This window comes from Alphaproteobacteria bacterium (genome assembly GCA_024244705.1).
Taxonomy (GTDB): Bacteria; Pseudomonadota; Alphaproteobacteria; order JAAEOK01; family JAAEOK01; genus JAAEOK01.
In genome coordinates this window covers 60,805-73,862 of record JAAEOK010000033.1, presented here as the reverse complement: position 1 = coordinate 73,862, position 13,058 = coordinate 60,805, and the positions used below count along the sequence as shown (strand labels likewise).

The 13,058-nt window shown below is 65.6% G+C and carries 16 protein-coding genes; 6 read left to right on the top strand and 10 right to left on the bottom strand.

Annotated features, from left to right (window positions below; genetic code table 11):
- Window positions 1–101: 101 nt before the first annotated feature.
- Window positions 102–752, bottom strand: a complete 651-nt coding sequence (locus GY791_03705; GenBank protein ID MCP4327525.1) for a TetR family transcriptional regulator — start codon at window positions 750–752, stop codon at window positions 102–104.
- Window positions 753–879: 127 nt separating this feature from the next.
- Here GY791_03705 and GY791_03700 point away from each other — a divergent pair, with 127 nt between their 5' ends.
- The 3 genes from GY791_03700 to GY791_03690 are packed head-to-tail and all read left to right on the top strand — an operon-like array spanning window position 880 to window position 3,559.
- Window positions 880–2,025: a trimethyllysine dioxygenase gene (locus GY791_03700; protein MCP4327524.1), complete on the top strand. Its 1,146-nt coding sequence runs from the start codon at window positions 880–882 to the stop codon at window positions 2,023–2,025.
- Window positions 2,026–2,049: 24 nt separating this feature from the next.
- Window positions 2,050–2,670: an isochorismatase family protein gene (locus GY791_03695; protein MCP4327523.1), complete on the top strand. Its 621-nt coding sequence runs from the start codon at window positions 2,050–2,052 to the stop codon at window positions 2,668–2,670.
- Between the two features lie 16 nt (window positions 2,671–2,686).
- Window positions 2,687–3,559, top strand: coding sequence for an amidinotransferase (locus GY791_03690; protein ID MCP4327522.1), 873 nt, complete (start codon window positions 2,687–2,689; stop codon window positions 3,557–3,559).
- 8 nt (window positions 3,560–3,567) lie between these two features.
- Here GY791_03690 and GY791_03685 read toward each other — a convergent pair whose 3' ends face one another.
- Both GY791_03685 and nth read right to left on the bottom strand, forming a co-directional pair.
- Window positions 3,568–4,305 (bottom strand): PrsW family intramembrane metalloprotease, encoded by a 738-nt coding sequence (locus tag GY791_03685; protein MCP4327521.1) that lies wholly within the window; start codon window positions 4,303–4,305, stop codon window positions 3,568–3,570.
- Window positions 4,302–4,940: an endonuclease III gene (gene nth, locus GY791_03680; protein ID MCP4327520.1), complete on the bottom strand. Its 639-nt coding sequence runs from the start codon at window positions 4,938–4,940 to the stop codon at window positions 4,302–4,304. The genes GY791_03685 and nth overlap by 4 nt, the downstream gene beginning before the upstream one ends.
- Before the next feature lie 109 nt (window positions 4,941–5,049).
- Between nth and GY791_03675 the strand changes: the two genes are divergently transcribed.
- Together GY791_03675 and GY791_03670 are read left to right on the top strand one after the other, a co-directional pair.
- On the top strand, window positions 5,050–5,556 hold the full coding sequence (locus GY791_03675) for a DUF2244 domain-containing protein (protein MCP4327519.1): 507 nt from the start codon (window positions 5,050–5,052) through the stop codon (window positions 5,554–5,556).
- Window positions 5,557–5,598: 42 nt separating this feature from the next.
- Window positions 5,599–6,531 (top strand): EamA family transporter, encoded by a 933-nt coding sequence (locus tag GY791_03670; GenBank protein MCP4327518.1) that lies wholly within the window; start codon window positions 5,599–5,601, stop codon window positions 6,529–6,531.
- Here GY791_03670 and GY791_03665 read toward each other — a convergent pair.
- A complete protein-coding gene (locus tag GY791_03665; protein ID MCP4327517.1) occupies window positions 6,526–7,332 on the bottom strand; it encodes a 4-hydroxy-tetrahydrodipicolinate reductase in 807 nt (268 codons plus the stop codon). The genes GY791_03670 and GY791_03665 overlap by 6 nt on opposite strands.
- Before the next feature lie 48 nt (window positions 7,333–7,380).
- Complete coding sequence (locus GY791_03660) at window positions 7,381–7,854, bottom strand: pyridoxamine 5'-phosphate oxidase family protein (protein ID MCP4327516.1); 474 nt, start codon at window positions 7,852–7,854, stop codon at window positions 7,381–7,383.
- Window positions 7,855–7,968: 114 nt separating this feature from the next.
- On the opposite strand from GY791_03660, the gene GY791_03655 reads away from it, so the two are divergent.
- Window positions 7,969–8,619, top strand: a complete 651-nt coding sequence (locus tag GY791_03655) for a hypothetical protein (protein ID MCP4327515.1) — start codon at window positions 7,969–7,971, stop codon at window positions 8,617–8,619.
- A gap of 53 nt (window positions 8,620–8,672) precedes the next feature.
- On the opposite strand, the gene GY791_03650 is transcribed toward GY791_03655, so the two are convergent.
- The 5 genes from GY791_03650 to dnaJ form a co-directional block, all read right to left on the bottom strand.
- The gene (locus GY791_03650) at window positions 8,673–9,725 is read right to left on the bottom strand and encodes an alpha/beta hydrolase (protein ID MCP4327514.1); all 1,053 of its coding nucleotides are present in this window, start codon (window positions 9,723–9,725) and stop codon (window positions 8,673–8,675) included.
- A gap of 161 nt (window positions 9,726–9,886) precedes the next feature.
- Window positions 9,887–10,222 (bottom strand): YbjQ family protein, encoded by a 336-nt coding sequence (locus GY791_03645; GenBank protein ID MCP4327513.1) that lies wholly within the window; start codon window positions 10,220–10,222, stop codon window positions 9,887–9,889.
- 9 nt (window positions 10,223–10,231) lie between these two features.
- Window positions 10,232–10,438, bottom strand: coding sequence for a hypothetical protein (locus GY791_03640; GenBank protein ID MCP4327512.1), 207 nt, complete (start codon window positions 10,436–10,438; stop codon window positions 10,232–10,234).
- 84 nt (window positions 10,439–10,522) lie between these two features.
- Complete coding sequence (locus GY791_03635; GenBank protein ID MCP4327511.1) at window positions 10,523–11,692, bottom strand: glycosyltransferase family 4 protein; 1,170 nt, start codon at window positions 11,690–11,692, stop codon at window positions 10,523–10,525.
- Between the two features lie 183 nt (window positions 11,693–11,875).
- Window positions 11,876–13,024 (bottom strand): molecular chaperone DnaJ, encoded by a 1,149-nt coding sequence (dnaJ, locus tag GY791_03630; protein MCP4327510.1) that lies wholly within the window; start codon window positions 13,022–13,024, stop codon window positions 11,876–11,878.
- Window positions 13,025–13,058 lie beyond the last annotated feature (34 nt).

Sequence of the window (13,058 nt, the reverse complement as noted above, 5' to 3'; positions counted from 1 at the left end):
ACATCGAAAGGACGACTATTGGCGCAACTTGCCGCCTGTCACAAGGCCCGATCCTTGATGGCTATCGTGTGCGCCATCCGCTGGACGTCACACGCCCGGTGTCACGATTTCGGATTGGCGGCTGGCGACAGGTCGACGCCGAGGGCGCTGCCGACATAATGGCAGGCGATACGGCCTGCATCTTCCGTCTTGAACGCGCTGGGATCGAGGCAGTATTCGAGCCACAAGCCGTCGAGCACGGCATTGGCGCCGATCGCGAGCCGCGCCAGTTCGGGCCCGGCGACCGGGCGCCCCGCCGCGGCGAGGACATCGGCGATCAGCCCGGTCAGCGCCCGCCGGTAGGCGCCGTAGGTTTCCGCATGGGCCGCGCGAATGGTGTCATGGGTATAGGTCAGCGCCCAGAAATTGACCCAGACGCGAAGCAGATTGGGATCTAGGCTCGGGGTCTGAAAACACGCCAGGACGAATCCGCGCAGCCGGGCAATGGGGGCCTCGCCGGCCTGCTCCGCCTCGTCGAGACATTGCCGCAGCAGGCGCGCCGCCAATATTCGATAGGCTTCGCCGACGACCGCTTCCTTGCCGCTGAAATAATGGGTGAGCAGGCCCGGGGCGACCCCCGCCAGCGCCGCGATCTTGCGCACCGTGGTGCCGTGGTAGCCGTGCGCGGCAAGACAGTCGAGGGTCGCCTCGACGAAGGCCTGGCGACGGCGCTCTTCGCCTTTGCGGCGGAATTTGACCGTATCGCCGGCCATCGGGCCCTGCCTCTCCGCGTTTCGTCGATCGGGTGATCGCGCACCCTGTTGACGAGCGTTTGTTGGAATTGTACATTCGTACAATTACTGCATTTGACTTCTTTGGACAAGGCAAAGGTGGTGCGCCATGACCGAGCTCAGACTTCTCGACGCACGGCCGACGGACGCCGGTTTGCGCGTGCGCTGGGCCGGTTCGGAGGGTGATTCGACGTTTCCCTGGTTCTGGCTGTGCGACCATGGCGAAGACGAAGGCAGCCTCGACCCGAGAACGCTGCAGCGCCGCGTCGACACCTTTGCCATTCCGGCCGATATCCATGGCGTCGACGTCCGCATCGAGGAGGGCGGCGATCGCCTCGCCGTAATCTGGAACAACGGCCAAGCCGCGAGCGAGTACTCGGCCGAGTTCCTCGCCGCCATCGCAGACCTTGCGCCCAGCCCGGATCACGTCGGAGCGGAGCAAAGCCCGGCCTATTGGACGGCGGCGGACGCGCCCGACCCGCTGCCCATGGTCGCCAATGACGGGCTCCTGGCCGACGACCGGGTCCTGCGCGAGATGCTGGTGAATATTTACGTGTGGGGGCTCTGCGTGGTCGACGGCGTGCCGGCGACGGTCGAGGCGACGGCGGCGATCGCCAACCGCGTCGGCTATGTCCGGCGGACCATTTTCGGCGGTGTGTCGACCCTGTCGGCGGAACTCGAGGAACACGCCGACACCGCCTATTCGACCGAATATCTCGAGCCCCATACGGACGCCACCTACAGCCACGATGCGCCCGGCCTGCAAATGTTCAACTGTGCAGAATTCGACGGCAGCGGTGGCGAGAGCATCCTGGTCGACGGGTTCGCGGTCGCCCGATCGATCGCGGCCGATGCGCCCGCGTCTTACGAGACCCTGACCCGGGTCATCGTTCCGGGACGCTACGTCGAGCCGGGTGTCTATCTGAACGCCGAGCGGGCGCCGCTGCGGTTGGATTCGCGCGGCGAGCTCGTGCAGATTACGTTCAACAACTATGACCGCGCGCCGTTCTGTCTTCCCGAGCCCGAGATGACCGCGTTCTACCAGGCCTATGGCGAGCTTCATCGGCGCCTGTGCGATCAGGCGAATTGGCTCAAGATCCGACTGCGCCCCGGCATGGCGCTGATCTTCAACAATTGGCGCGTTCTCCATGGCCGCATGAGCTACACCGGCAAACGGGTCTTCCACGGCTGCTATGTGAACCGGGAGGACTACGAAAGCCGGCTGCGTGTCCTGCGCTTCGAATCACGCGATTGAATCTGTTGTCGCCGGAGTGCTGGAATGATCCGTAGATTCGGTGCCGAAACGGCGTTGTTGCTGGTCGACGTGCAACAGGGCGTCGACGCGCTCGCCTATTGGGGCGGGCCGAACGCCCGGCGCAACAACCCGGACGCGGAGGCGGCCATGCGGCGGCTTCTCGACGGCTGGCGACAGCAGGCGCTTCCCGTTGCCTTCACGCTCCACGATTCGCGTGAAGCGGCCTCGCCACTCAAACTCTCCCAACCAGGCGGGCGGCTGAAGGAGGGGTTCGAGCCCCGCGAGGATGACATCACGGTCCGGAAAGACGTCAACAGCGGGTTCATCGGAACCAATCTCGAGCTCGCGTTGCGCCGACGGGGCGTCAACCGCCTAGTGGTGGCGGGGTTCTTCACCAATATGTGCGTCGAGACGACCGTGCGCATGGCGGGCAATCTGGGTTTCGACACCTACCTCGTGCCCGAGGGTTGCGCCTGCACCAATCGGCTGGCGCCGGACGGCACCGATTTCGATCCGGATTTGATCCACCGCACCACGGTGGCCAACTTGCACGGCGAGTTTTGCACGGCGATCGCATCCGCGGACGCATTGGCGCTGCTGGTGGACGACCGCGCCGACATGGAACGGGTACAAGGAAATGAATGAGCTACGCAAGACGGCGATCGGGGGCTACGGCGCTCAGGACATGGTCGCGCCGCTGAGGCGGGTCATCATGCACCGGCCGAATTCGGCGATGACCGGCGCCGACCCGGCGATTTGGCACTATGCGGCGGCCCTCGACGGCGCCGCACTCGCCGCCCAATACGAAGCCTTCGCCGCGTTGGTCGCGGCGACCGGCGCCGAGATCCTGTGGACCGACGACGCCGGCGACGGTCTCGCCGATGCCGTCTTCACCCACGATCCTTCGCTGGTCACCGCAGCCGGCGCGGTGCTGCTCAACATGGGCAAGGCGCTGCGCCAGCCCGAGGTCGCGCTTCACGACCGCACCTATCGCCGGCATGGCATACCGATCTTGGGGCGGATCGCCGATCCGGGGCGGGTCGAAGGCGGTGACTGTGTCTGGCTCGATCGGGACACATTGACCGTCGGCCGCGGCTTCCGGACCAACCAAGCCGGGATCGACCAGCTCGCCGCACTCCTCGAGCCGCTCGGCGTCGAGGTCGTCGCCTTCGATCTGCCGATGTGGGAGGGCGAGGCGGCCTGCCTTCACCTGATGTCGCTGATCAGCCTGCTCGACCAAGACCTGGCGCTGATCTATCGGCCGCTGCTGCCGGTCGCGCTCTACCAGCTCCTCATCGCGCGGGGCGTGACCCCGGTCGAGGCGCCGGTCGACGAATTCGCGGCGACCAAGGGCCTCTGTCTCAATATTCTCGCGGTGGCGCCGCGCCATGGTGTGATGATCGACGGCGCGCCGGAAACCGTCCGCCGCCTGGTCGACGCCGGCTGTCGCATCGACACCTTCCCCGGCGACGCGATCTGTATTCCCTGTGAAGGCGGCCCGACCTGTATGACGCGCCCGGTGCTGCGAAGTTAGCTTGCCGTTCAGGCCACGGTCTGGCGCGCCACTTGGCGGTCCTGCATGAGCCGAAACCGCCGATAGAGGTGCCGCGCCACGACCGCCTCGACCACCAACACAGCGATGGCCGCCAGCGCCCACGGCTGATCGGCGAGGTATTCGGTGCCCCGGGCCGCCATTTCGTTTCTGTTGAGCAGCATCAGCGGCAGGTCGTAGAGGCCGTGGAAGAGGATCGGCACGGCCAGAGCCTTGGCCAAGAATTCGGACCGTCGCGCCGGCATCACATGGGCGAGGCCGACATAGAAACCCATCAGCACGCCGTCGAGGGCATGGGCCGGCACCGCGGTCAGCGCCCGCGCGATCGCCACCTGCCACCCGCCGTCGGAGACATAGAGGATGTTTTCCAATCCGGCGAAACCGAGCGAGGCGGCGACACCGTAAACGATTCCGTCCATCGGTTCGTCGAAGGCATCGTGGCGTGCGGCGTAGAAATAGAGCACCAGGAATTTCAGCGCTTCTTCCGGGATCGCCGCCTCGAGGAAAGCGGCGGCGGCGGCGAAGACGAAGGGATCGCTGAAATCGGAAAGCACGCGGCCGATAAAAAACCAGGCGGCGAGAAGCGGCGTCACCGTCACCATGCCGAGCAGGAACGTCGCCATGACCACCCGGGGCGGCTCGCGAAAGGCGTCGCGGTGGCGCACGTACCACAGGATGACCAGGACCGGCAGTAGCGCTGCCGCCAGCAGCTCCAGGGATAAGCTCATTCGAGCGTGGTCTTGCCCTTGAATCGGCAGAGGTCGCGGACGACGCAGCGCGGACAGTCGGGCTTGCGCGCCTTGCAGACGTAGCGGCCATGGAGGATGAGCCAGTGGTGGGCGTGGAGCTTGTAGTGCTCCGGGACCGCCCGCTCGAGCTTCATCTCGACCTCGAGCGGCGTCTTGCCGGGGGCCAATCCGGTGCGGTTACCGACCCGGAAGATGTGGGTATCGACGGCGATCGTCGGCTGGCCGAAGGCGATGTTGAGAACCACGTTCGCGGTCTTGCGCCCGACCCCCGGCAGCTTCTCCAGCGCCTCGCGATCCCGGGGTACGATGCCGCCATGATCGTTGAGCAGGATCTCGCTGAGCTTGATGACATTCTTGGCCTTCGAATTATGGAGGCCGATGGTCTTGATATAGTCGCGCAACCGCGCCTCGCCGAGCGCCACCATCTGCTGCGGCGTGTCGGCGGCCTTGAACAGCGGCCCGGTCGCCTTGTTGACGCCCTTGTCCGTGGCTTGGGCCGAGAGGACGACGGCGACCAGCAACGTATAGGGATTGATGTGCTCGAGCTCGCCGCTGGGCGCCGGCCGCTCCGCCGACAGGCGGCGAAAGAATTCCTCGACATCGGCTTTTCTCATGGCCGCCACTGTAGCGCGCCGGCGCGTGCCCGCAAATGGTGGTGCGGGGGCCACGCGTTGAGGGAGAGTCGCCCAATCTCGATGTCACTTGGTATATGATGATCGCGCCATGGATCAGCGAAACCAACTCGATGATGGGCCGAGCAGGCTCGCGGTGACGCTCTTCGACGCCGTATTAACGCCCCACCGCAGCCTGAGCCCGCTCGGCTTCTGGTTGGTCATGGGCTCGGTCGCCGCGATTAGCTTTACCGCCGGGCTCGCCTTCCTGCTGCAGGGGGCGTGGCCGGTGGTGGGATTCTTCGGTCTCGACGTGCTCCTCGTCTATTGGGCCTTCAAGGCGAGCTACCGCAGCGGCCGCCTCTATGAGACCGTGCGATTGACCCGCGATCAGCTGATCGTGCGGCGGGTCTTCCCGGGCGGCGGCGTCAAGACCTGGTCGTTCAAGCCCCATTGGCTGCGCGTCAACCTCAATGACCCGGATCAGCATCATAGCCGGCTCGTCGTATCGTCGCGCGAGGATCATGTCGCCATCGGCTCCTTCCTTACGCCCGAAGAACGGGCCGACCTCGCCGACGCGCTCGAAACGGCGCTGCGCCGGGCGCGCGGCCCGGCCTGAACGCTTAGCTTTTTATTCGGCACTGCAACTAGCGGGCATGCGATGACGCGGCACGGCGAGTTTCGCGATATTCTTCTGCTCTTGCTGCTGGGGACCGTCTGGGGCGGATCGTTCCTGCTGATCAAGATCTCGGTCGACACCGTACCGCCGCTGACCATTGCCGCCGTCCGGTTGGCGATCGCGGCCGTGTGCCTGGCGGCGCTCGCCCGCGCGCTCGGTCAGCGGCTGCCCGATTCGCTCCGCGGTTGGAGCATCTACTTGGCGATCGGGTTCTTCGGCAACACACTGCCGTTCGCCTTGATCGGTTATGGAGAGATCCACATCGACAGCGGCGTGGCCGCCATCCTGATGGCCGGCGTCCCTTTGTTCACCCTGGTGATGGCGCATTATTTCGTGCCCGGCGAACGCACCACCGTCGCAAAGCTGGCGGGAATTTCTATCGGCTTGAGCGGTATCGTCGTTCTGGTCGGGGTCGACGCGCTTGGCGGGCTGGGCGCGCAATTCATTGGTCAACTCACCGTCTTGGGCGCCGCGTTCAGCTATGCTCTGGTCAATATCTTCGCCAGCCGCATCCGTCATCTGCCGCCGGCGGCCAACGGGGCGGCGGCGATGATCGGCGCGTCGCTGTGGGCGGTGCCGGCGAGCCTGATCGTCGACCAACCTTGGACTCTCACGCCGGATACCCGATCCCTGGCCGCGTTGCTCGCCCTCGGGCTGATCAGCACGGCGGCGGGCAATGTCCTGTTCTTCCGCATCATGTCGCTGGCCGGGCCGTCGTTCTTGTCGCTGGTGAATTTCATCGTCCCGGTGATGGGCGTGTTCTGGGGGTGGCTGATCCTGTCCGAGCGACTCGGCTGGAAGACGCTCGCCGCCCTGGTCCTGATCCTGACCGGTATCGCCGTCGTGCGTTGGGGAACAGGAATTGGCCGGCGCGGTGTCTCGACCGCTCGGAAGGACGGCACCAAGGGGCTATAGCCCGAGGACATCGACCATCGAATAGAGCCCCGGGGCCTGGCCCCGCGCCCACAACGCGGCCCGCACCGCGCCTTTGGCGAACAGCCGGCGATCGGACGCGATATGGCCGAGCACGACGCGTTCGCCGTCGCCGGCGAAGATGACCTGGTGTTCGCCGACCACGTCGCCGCCGCGCAGTGTGGCGAAACCGATCTCGCCTTCGGGCCGGGGCCCGACCTGACCCTGACGCGCCATGCGCGCCACCGCCTCGAGATCGGCACCGCGGCCTTCGGCGGCGGCGCGACCGAGCATGAGCGCGGTGCCGGAGGGCGCATCGACCTTGTTGCGGTGATGCATCTCGACCACTTCGATGTCGTAGCCGGGACCGAGAACGCCGGCCACCTGGCGCACCAGATCGACCAGCAAGTTGACCCCGACGCTCATATTGCCGGCCATCACGATCGGCGCATGGCGGGCCGCGGCGGCCACCTTGTCTTGTGCCGCATTGTCCAATCCGGTGGTGCCGATGACCAGGGCGCAGGGCGCCTGCGCCGCCAACGCGGCATGGCGCACGGTCGCCGCCGGGACGGTGAAATCGATCACCACGTCGACGGCGGCGAACAGGTCGACCGGGTCGTCGCCGACCACGACGCCGATCGGTTCGAGCCCGGCCAGCGCCGCCATGTCCTTGCCGACCGCGGCGCTTCCCGGCGTCTCGGTGCCGCCGGCGAGGACGCAATCCGCCGCCGCCGCGACCTCGCGCGCCAGCATCCGGCCCATGCGGCCGGCGCAGCCGACGATCCCGATCCTGGATTCGGTCATCTCGTTGCCCCCAAAATCAGTTCCTCCAGCGATTGCCCGCCCGCCGTTCTACTCGATCGCGGGGGCGGCCGCCAAGCTCTCGAAATGGCCGAGCCAGTGCCGCTTCAATTCGGCCTCGGTGGCACCGACGTCGTAGGCCGGCGAGGTGATCGGCAGCGCCCGCATGACCGCGACCTTGACGATCCCCTGCATATTCGGGGTCAGATCGCCCCATGGCTCGAAGTGAAGCAGCAGCTCGTCGAACACGGCCGTGCCGCGCGCGATATAGGCGGCCTCGCCCTTGAAGCGGTAACCCTTGCGAGCCAGCGGATCGACGAAGTTGATCTCGATCGCCGGGTTGGCGGCGAGGTTGGCGATCGTCGCCGGCGAGCGCAAATTCGAGAACAGGATGGTGTCGTCGTCGAGCACCGTCATCGTCCCCTTGGGCGACAGGTTGGGGGACCCGTCTTGGCAGATCGTGGCGACGAAGCCGAGCCGCTGCTCGGTGATCACGCGTTTCATGTCGTCGGTCAAAATGCCCATCACCGGCCTCTTTCGCACAATTCGGAGTGGACGGAAATTTGCGCCGATTTCGATCGCGGGGCAACGTATTATGGGCCTTCCTGTTCATTGGAAGCGGAAACGTGTGAGCGACCCATGACCGACCGCAGGCCCGACACGGATGGCTTTGTCGACCTTTGGCCGACGACGATGATGCACCGCCGGTTGCCTGGCCACGAGGCGGCGAACCAGGTGCTGGGCGCGCTGATCCTCGAGCTCGATGGCGCTCGCCAGGACCTCACCACCGATTATCTCGCCGACAACTTCATGGCCATAGACCATCCCGCGGTCGATTGGCTACGCCAATGCGTCAACAAGACGGTGGGCGACTATTTCGCCCGCTGCGGCATGACCTACGCCATCGACTGGACAATCCAGGGCTGGCCCAACGTCAACCGCTTCGGCGATTACCACGACCTCCACAACCATCCCCATGCCTATCTCAGCGGAACCTATTACGTCGCGGTTCCCGACGAGCAAGAGCCGCTGGAGACCCGTGCCGACGTGCGGCCGGGACGGATAACCTTCCACGATCCGCGCGGCGCGGCGGCCAACATGACGGCGATCAAGGGCGACCCCTATATCGAGGCCGAGTATACGGTCGATCCCGAGCCCGGCCTGGTCCTGCTGTGGCCGGCCTTCCTCAATCACTTCGTCCATCCCAACCTGTCGCGGTCGCCGCGCATCAGCATCAGCTTCAACATCGTCCTCAAGTGGCGCGACGACTATCTGCCGGTGCAGGTTTAGGTCGATATGATGCTGAGGAAAGGGCCGTGCGCACCCGCTGGTCCGCTCCACATTCAGCCGCCGGCGGCGCGGCGTTCCTTGAACGACAGGATGCGGTAGGCGCGTTCGTCGGCCAAATATTCGCGGCCGTCGATCTGGCCCGGCAGCTTGTCGGCGAGCACCTGCCGCACGTCCTCCCACACCTCTTCGCGGGCGCGATAATACTGGTGCTTGGCATGGCCGAGGCTGGTCGTGTCGACGCTGCGGCAGTCGACGAGCGTGACCTTGCGCGGCAAATTGTCCTTCAGCCGCGGGCCCTCTGAGCCGAGGCGATCGGGGTTGTTCTTGGTCACGTCGCTGATCGTCAGCGCCTGGTCGTCGGGCGAATAGTAGATGTGGACGGCGCGCGCCAGGTTGGGCAGCTGGCGCAGCTTGTAGTCGTGCTCGAAGGTGTCGTTGTCCTCGTCGGCGGCCATCAGGAAGACGTTGTCGAACATCCGCGGCAGGTCGCCCCAACCGAGCTCGCCGCGCAAACCCTGGACCGCGTGACGGAGGGCGAAGTTACCCATCGAGTGGGCGACGAGATGCAGCGAATGGCGGCAATAGTCACTGCGATCGAGTGCGGTCAGGTACTCGCGCAGACGGAGGATGGAGCGCGCCACCGCGACGCCCGACGCGCGCGCGTCCTGGCGGTCGCTGAGATATGAAATCATCGGCACCATCTCGCCATTGGCGGGCCATGAGAAGACGAACACATTGGGCTCGTTATCGTCGTACTGATAGCGATCCTTGATCTCCGCGCCGCGCGCCAGCGCGTCCTCGAAGGTCGAGGCATAGCCGTGAATCAGAACGATGGTATCGCTCTTGCCGGAGGCCATGCGCTCGCGCACGGTTTCGAAGATCTCGTCGCTGCCGAGCACCCGTTTCTCTTCGTCCTTGACGATTTTTTCCTTGGCCAGCCGCACCGACCGCACGGTGTAATCCTTGCCCTGGGCCTTGGGGCGGTCGACCACCGCCTTGCCGTAGCGCAGATAGTAGGGACCCTTCTCGTGGAAGCGGTTGCCGAACTCGGGTTTGTTTGCGGTACCGGTGAAGTCGCGGTTGGTGGCGAAGAAGACATCGACCATGGGGTTATCCTCCGTTGCGAACGCGTGTGCGGATACGACGACACCAACCCCAGGCCGGCGCCGCTGTTACGCCGCCGACCCCGACGGAATGGAGAATAAGGGACAATGGGGCGAACCGCCAAGCCGAACGATCGCCGCGCCGCCACGGCAGCATCGCGAATTCAGCCGCTGCGCGGTTCCCTCGGCCGCAGCTTGACCGCCGTGCCGTAGGCGAGCAGTTCCGCCGTTCCCTGCATTACCGCCGCGGTCGTAAAGCGCAGGCAGACGATGCCGTCGGCGCCGAGCGCGGCCGCCTCCTCGAGCATGCGGTCGATCGATTGCTCGCGCGATTCAGCCAGCATCTTGGTGTATTCGGTAATCTCACCGCCGACGATCTGGCGCAGGCCGGCGAGGATATCCTTGCCGATATGGCGGGCGCGGATGGTGTTGCCCTTGACGATGCCGAGGGTCTCGACGACCTCGTAATCGGCGAATTCGTCCTGCGTGGTTATCCGTATTGCCACCCCCTACTTATCGACGTTCTTCGAATAATAGTCGTCCTCGCGGCTCGCCAGTCGTTCGCGCACGACCTTGACGAACAACAGGCCGACCGCCAGCAGCGCGAGCAGTCCGAGGACGCCATAAGGCCACGCCGCGATCGACCCGGCGATTATCGCCACCAGCCAGATCACGGCCAGTCCGATCAGGATTGCGTAGGCGATTCGTTCCGTCATGAGGCGCAAACTGTATCACGACGAGCGGCCGCGAGTCGTTTCACTAACTGGTTACCGGCAGTGCGGTCATCGCTCGTCGGGAGGTCACAGCAACTGGTCGACAATCTCGAGCTGGCGACGGGCCAAGATCTCGGCGCTGAAATGCAGCTCGACCTTATGCCGACCCGCATCGGCCATCGGCCGACGGCGCTTGGGTTGTGCCATTTCAAGGATCGCCCCGGCGAGCGCTTCGATGTCGCCGGTCGGGAACAGCAAGCCATCTTCCCCGTCGGTGATCAACTCGCGCGAGCCCGGAATGTCGGTCGCGATCACCGGCCGGCCGCTTGCCATACTCTCCAGGCACGCCATCGACAGACCTTCGGACGTCGAGGTCTGCACGGAAAAGTCGGCGAGCGCGTAACAGTCGTGCATGTCATCGTGGGGAATCCAGCCGATCATGGCGACGCGGTCCCGAACCCCGAGCCGGCTCGCTTCGATTTCGATCTTATCCCGCAAGTCGCCATCACCGGCGATCACAAGAAACAGGCGCCGGTCGCCGCCGAAAGCACGGGCAAAACCCCGCACCAGATCGAGCGGCCGCTTGATCGATCTTAGATTCGAGGCATGGAGAACCACGATATCGGTCGCCGTCACCCCGAGCCGGTCGGCCATATCCGGCGGCCGTTGGCGGGGACGGAAAAGTTTGGTATCGACCCCGTTTAGCAAAGTTTCGGCATTGCTGAGGCCGGCTTCGCGCACCGTTCTGGTCAAGTGTTCGGCGCAACAGGCGACGAGGTCCACCCGCCCAAAACGGGCGAGCCGCGCCCGCCCGTCGTGGCCGTTAAAGGTGCCGCCACTGCTGGCCAGCGAGGTGCCGTGCATGGATGCCAGCACGCGCAGGCCAAGCGCGCGTGCCACCGTGGGCGTGCCCCACGTCAGGGATTCCCGGTTCAGGTAAACGAGGTCCGCCTTGTCCTCGGCGACCATCGCCGTCAACGCTGGCCTCACTCCGCGCAGCTGGGTTTCGACAACGTCGACCGGCGCCGCGGCGAAAGGATCGCCGAGCGGCGGCATGTCATACCAGACCACTGGAACTTCGGGATAGAGCCGCGCGAACGCGTCGCGCCACTTGGCCTTGCCCGGAAACATGGCGCAGATCGCCCGCACGCGATGGCCGGCGGAGCGCAGGTTGGTCAGCGATTGATCGGCGAGCGGACCGGAACCACCCTCGATGAAGGGAGGGTGCCCGATGAATACGATGTTTCCGGTTGCCATGACGCGGCCGGTTCTCCTGCTGATTCGGCGACGCACGAAAGGCCGGACGCATGATCCCGACCCAGGAGTTTTTCATCATGGCCGCGCCGATCCATTCCTCGCAAATCGGGGCGACGCTGTCCACCCGGGAAGGTCCGCGGGTAGGGGCTCAAGAAATTCCGCCGTATAGGATTCGCCGACCGCCTACTCGGTCAGGTCGTCCCACAGCTCCTTGACCTTCTGGAAGAAGCCCTCCGATTGCGGGCTGGTCGAGCGGCCCTTGCCGGCGTCGTCGAACTCCTGCAACAGGTCGCGCTGTTTCTTCGACAGATTGACCGGGGTCTCGACCTGGACCTCGACATACATGTCGCCGCGATGGCCGCCGTGGAGTTCGGTCATGCCCTTGCCGCGAAGCCGGAACCGGCCACCGGATTGGGTGCCGTGGGGAATGGTGACCCGGCCGCGTGTGCCGTCGACGGTCGGCACTTCGATGGTGCCACCGAGGGCGGCCTGGGTCATCGAGATCGGGACCCGGCAATAGAGGTCGGCGCCGTCGCGGTGGAACATCTTGTGTGCCGCGATGCGGAGAAAAATATAAAGGTCGCCGGCCGGCCCGCCGCGCAGGCCGGCTTCGCCCTCGCCGGCGAGGCGGATGCGGGTGCCGTCATCGACCCCTTGAGGGATGGTCACCGAAAGCGTCCGCTCTTTCTGCATCCGGCCGGCGCCGTTGCAGGTGCTGCAGGGGTTCTCGATCATCTGCCCGGCGCCGCCGCAGGACGGGCAGGTCCGCTCCATGGTGAAGAAGCCTTGCTGGGTCCGGACCCGGCCGCGTCCGCCGCACGTCGAGCACGATACCGGACGGCTTCCGCCTTCGCTCCCGGTGCCGTCGCACGAATCGCAGGGCTGCATCGTCGGCACCCGGATCTGAGTCTTGGTGCCGTTGAAGGCGTCTTCGAGGGTGATTTCCATGTTGTAGCGCAGATCGGAGCCGCGACCGCGGGTCTCCCGCGTCCGCCGGCCGCCGGTCAGATCGCCGAACATCTCGTCGAAGATGTCGGCGAAACCGCCGCCGAAGGCCTGCTCGAAGCCGAAGCCGCCGCCGCGTCCGCCGCCGCCCATGCCTCCGGCCTCGAAGGCGGCATGGCCGAAACGGTCGTAGGCGGCGCGTTTTTCGTCGTCCTTCAGGACGTCATAGGCTTCGTTGATTTCCTTGAATTTCAGCTCGGCGCTCGGATCGCCGGGGTTGCGGTCGGGATGGTAATCCTTGGCCAGCTTGCGAAAGGCGCGCTTGAGTTCGTCGGCCGGCACGCCCTTCCGGACGCCGAGCGTCTCGTAGTAGTCACGCTTCGCCATGCCGCCCCACCCGGACTACATCCGACGCGACGGA

Coding starts and splice junctions, on each gene's coding strand:
- GY791_03705 (MCP4327525.1), bottom strand. CDS start 752: ATGGCCGGCGATACGGTCAAATTCCGCCGCAAAGGCGAAGAGCGCCGT.
- GY791_03700 (MCP4327524.1), top strand. CDS start 880: ATGACCGAGCTCAGACTTCTCGACGCACGGCCGACGGACGCCGGTTTG.
- GY791_03695 (MCP4327523.1), top strand. CDS start 2,050: ATGATCCGTAGATTCGGTGCCGAAACGGCGTTGTTGCTGGTCGACGTG.
- GY791_03685 (MCP4327521.1), bottom strand. CDS start 4,305: ATGAGCTTATCCCTGGAGCTGCTGGCGGCAGCGCTACTGCCGGTCCTG.
- nth (MCP4327520.1), bottom strand. CDS start 4,940: ATGAGAAAAGCCGATGTCGAGGAATTCTTTCGCCGCCTGTCGGCGGAG.
- GY791_03675 (MCP4327519.1), top strand. CDS start 5,050: ATGGATCAGCGAAACCAACTCGATGATGGGCCGAGCAGGCTCGCGGTG.
- GY791_03670 (MCP4327518.1), top strand. CDS start 5,599: ATGACGCGGCACGGCGAGTTTCGCGATATTCTTCTGCTCTTGCTGCTG.
- GY791_03665 (MCP4327517.1), bottom strand. CDS start 7,332: ATGACCGAATCCAGGATCGGGATCGTCGGCTGCGCCGGCCGCATGGGC.
- GY791_03660 (MCP4327516.1), bottom strand. CDS start 7,854: ATGGGCATTTTGACCGACGACATGAAACGCGTGATCACCGAGCAGCGG.
- GY791_03655 (MCP4327515.1), top strand. CDS start 7,969: ATGACCGACCGCAGGCCCGACACGGATGGCTTTGTCGACCTTTGGCCG.
- GY791_03650 (MCP4327514.1), bottom strand. CDS start 9,725: ATGGTCGATGTCTTCTTCGCCACCAACCGCGACTTCACCGGTACCGCA.
- GY791_03640 (MCP4327512.1), bottom strand. CDS start 10,438: ATGACGGAACGAATCGCCTACGCAATCCTGATCGGACTGGCCGTGATC.
- GY791_03635 (MCP4327511.1), bottom strand. CDS start 11,692: ATGGCAACCGGAAACATCGTATTCATCGGGCACCCTCCCTTCATCGAG.
- dnaJ (MCP4327510.1), bottom strand. CDS start 13,024: ATGGCGAAGCGTGACTACTACGAGACGCTCGGCGTCCGGAAGGGCGTG.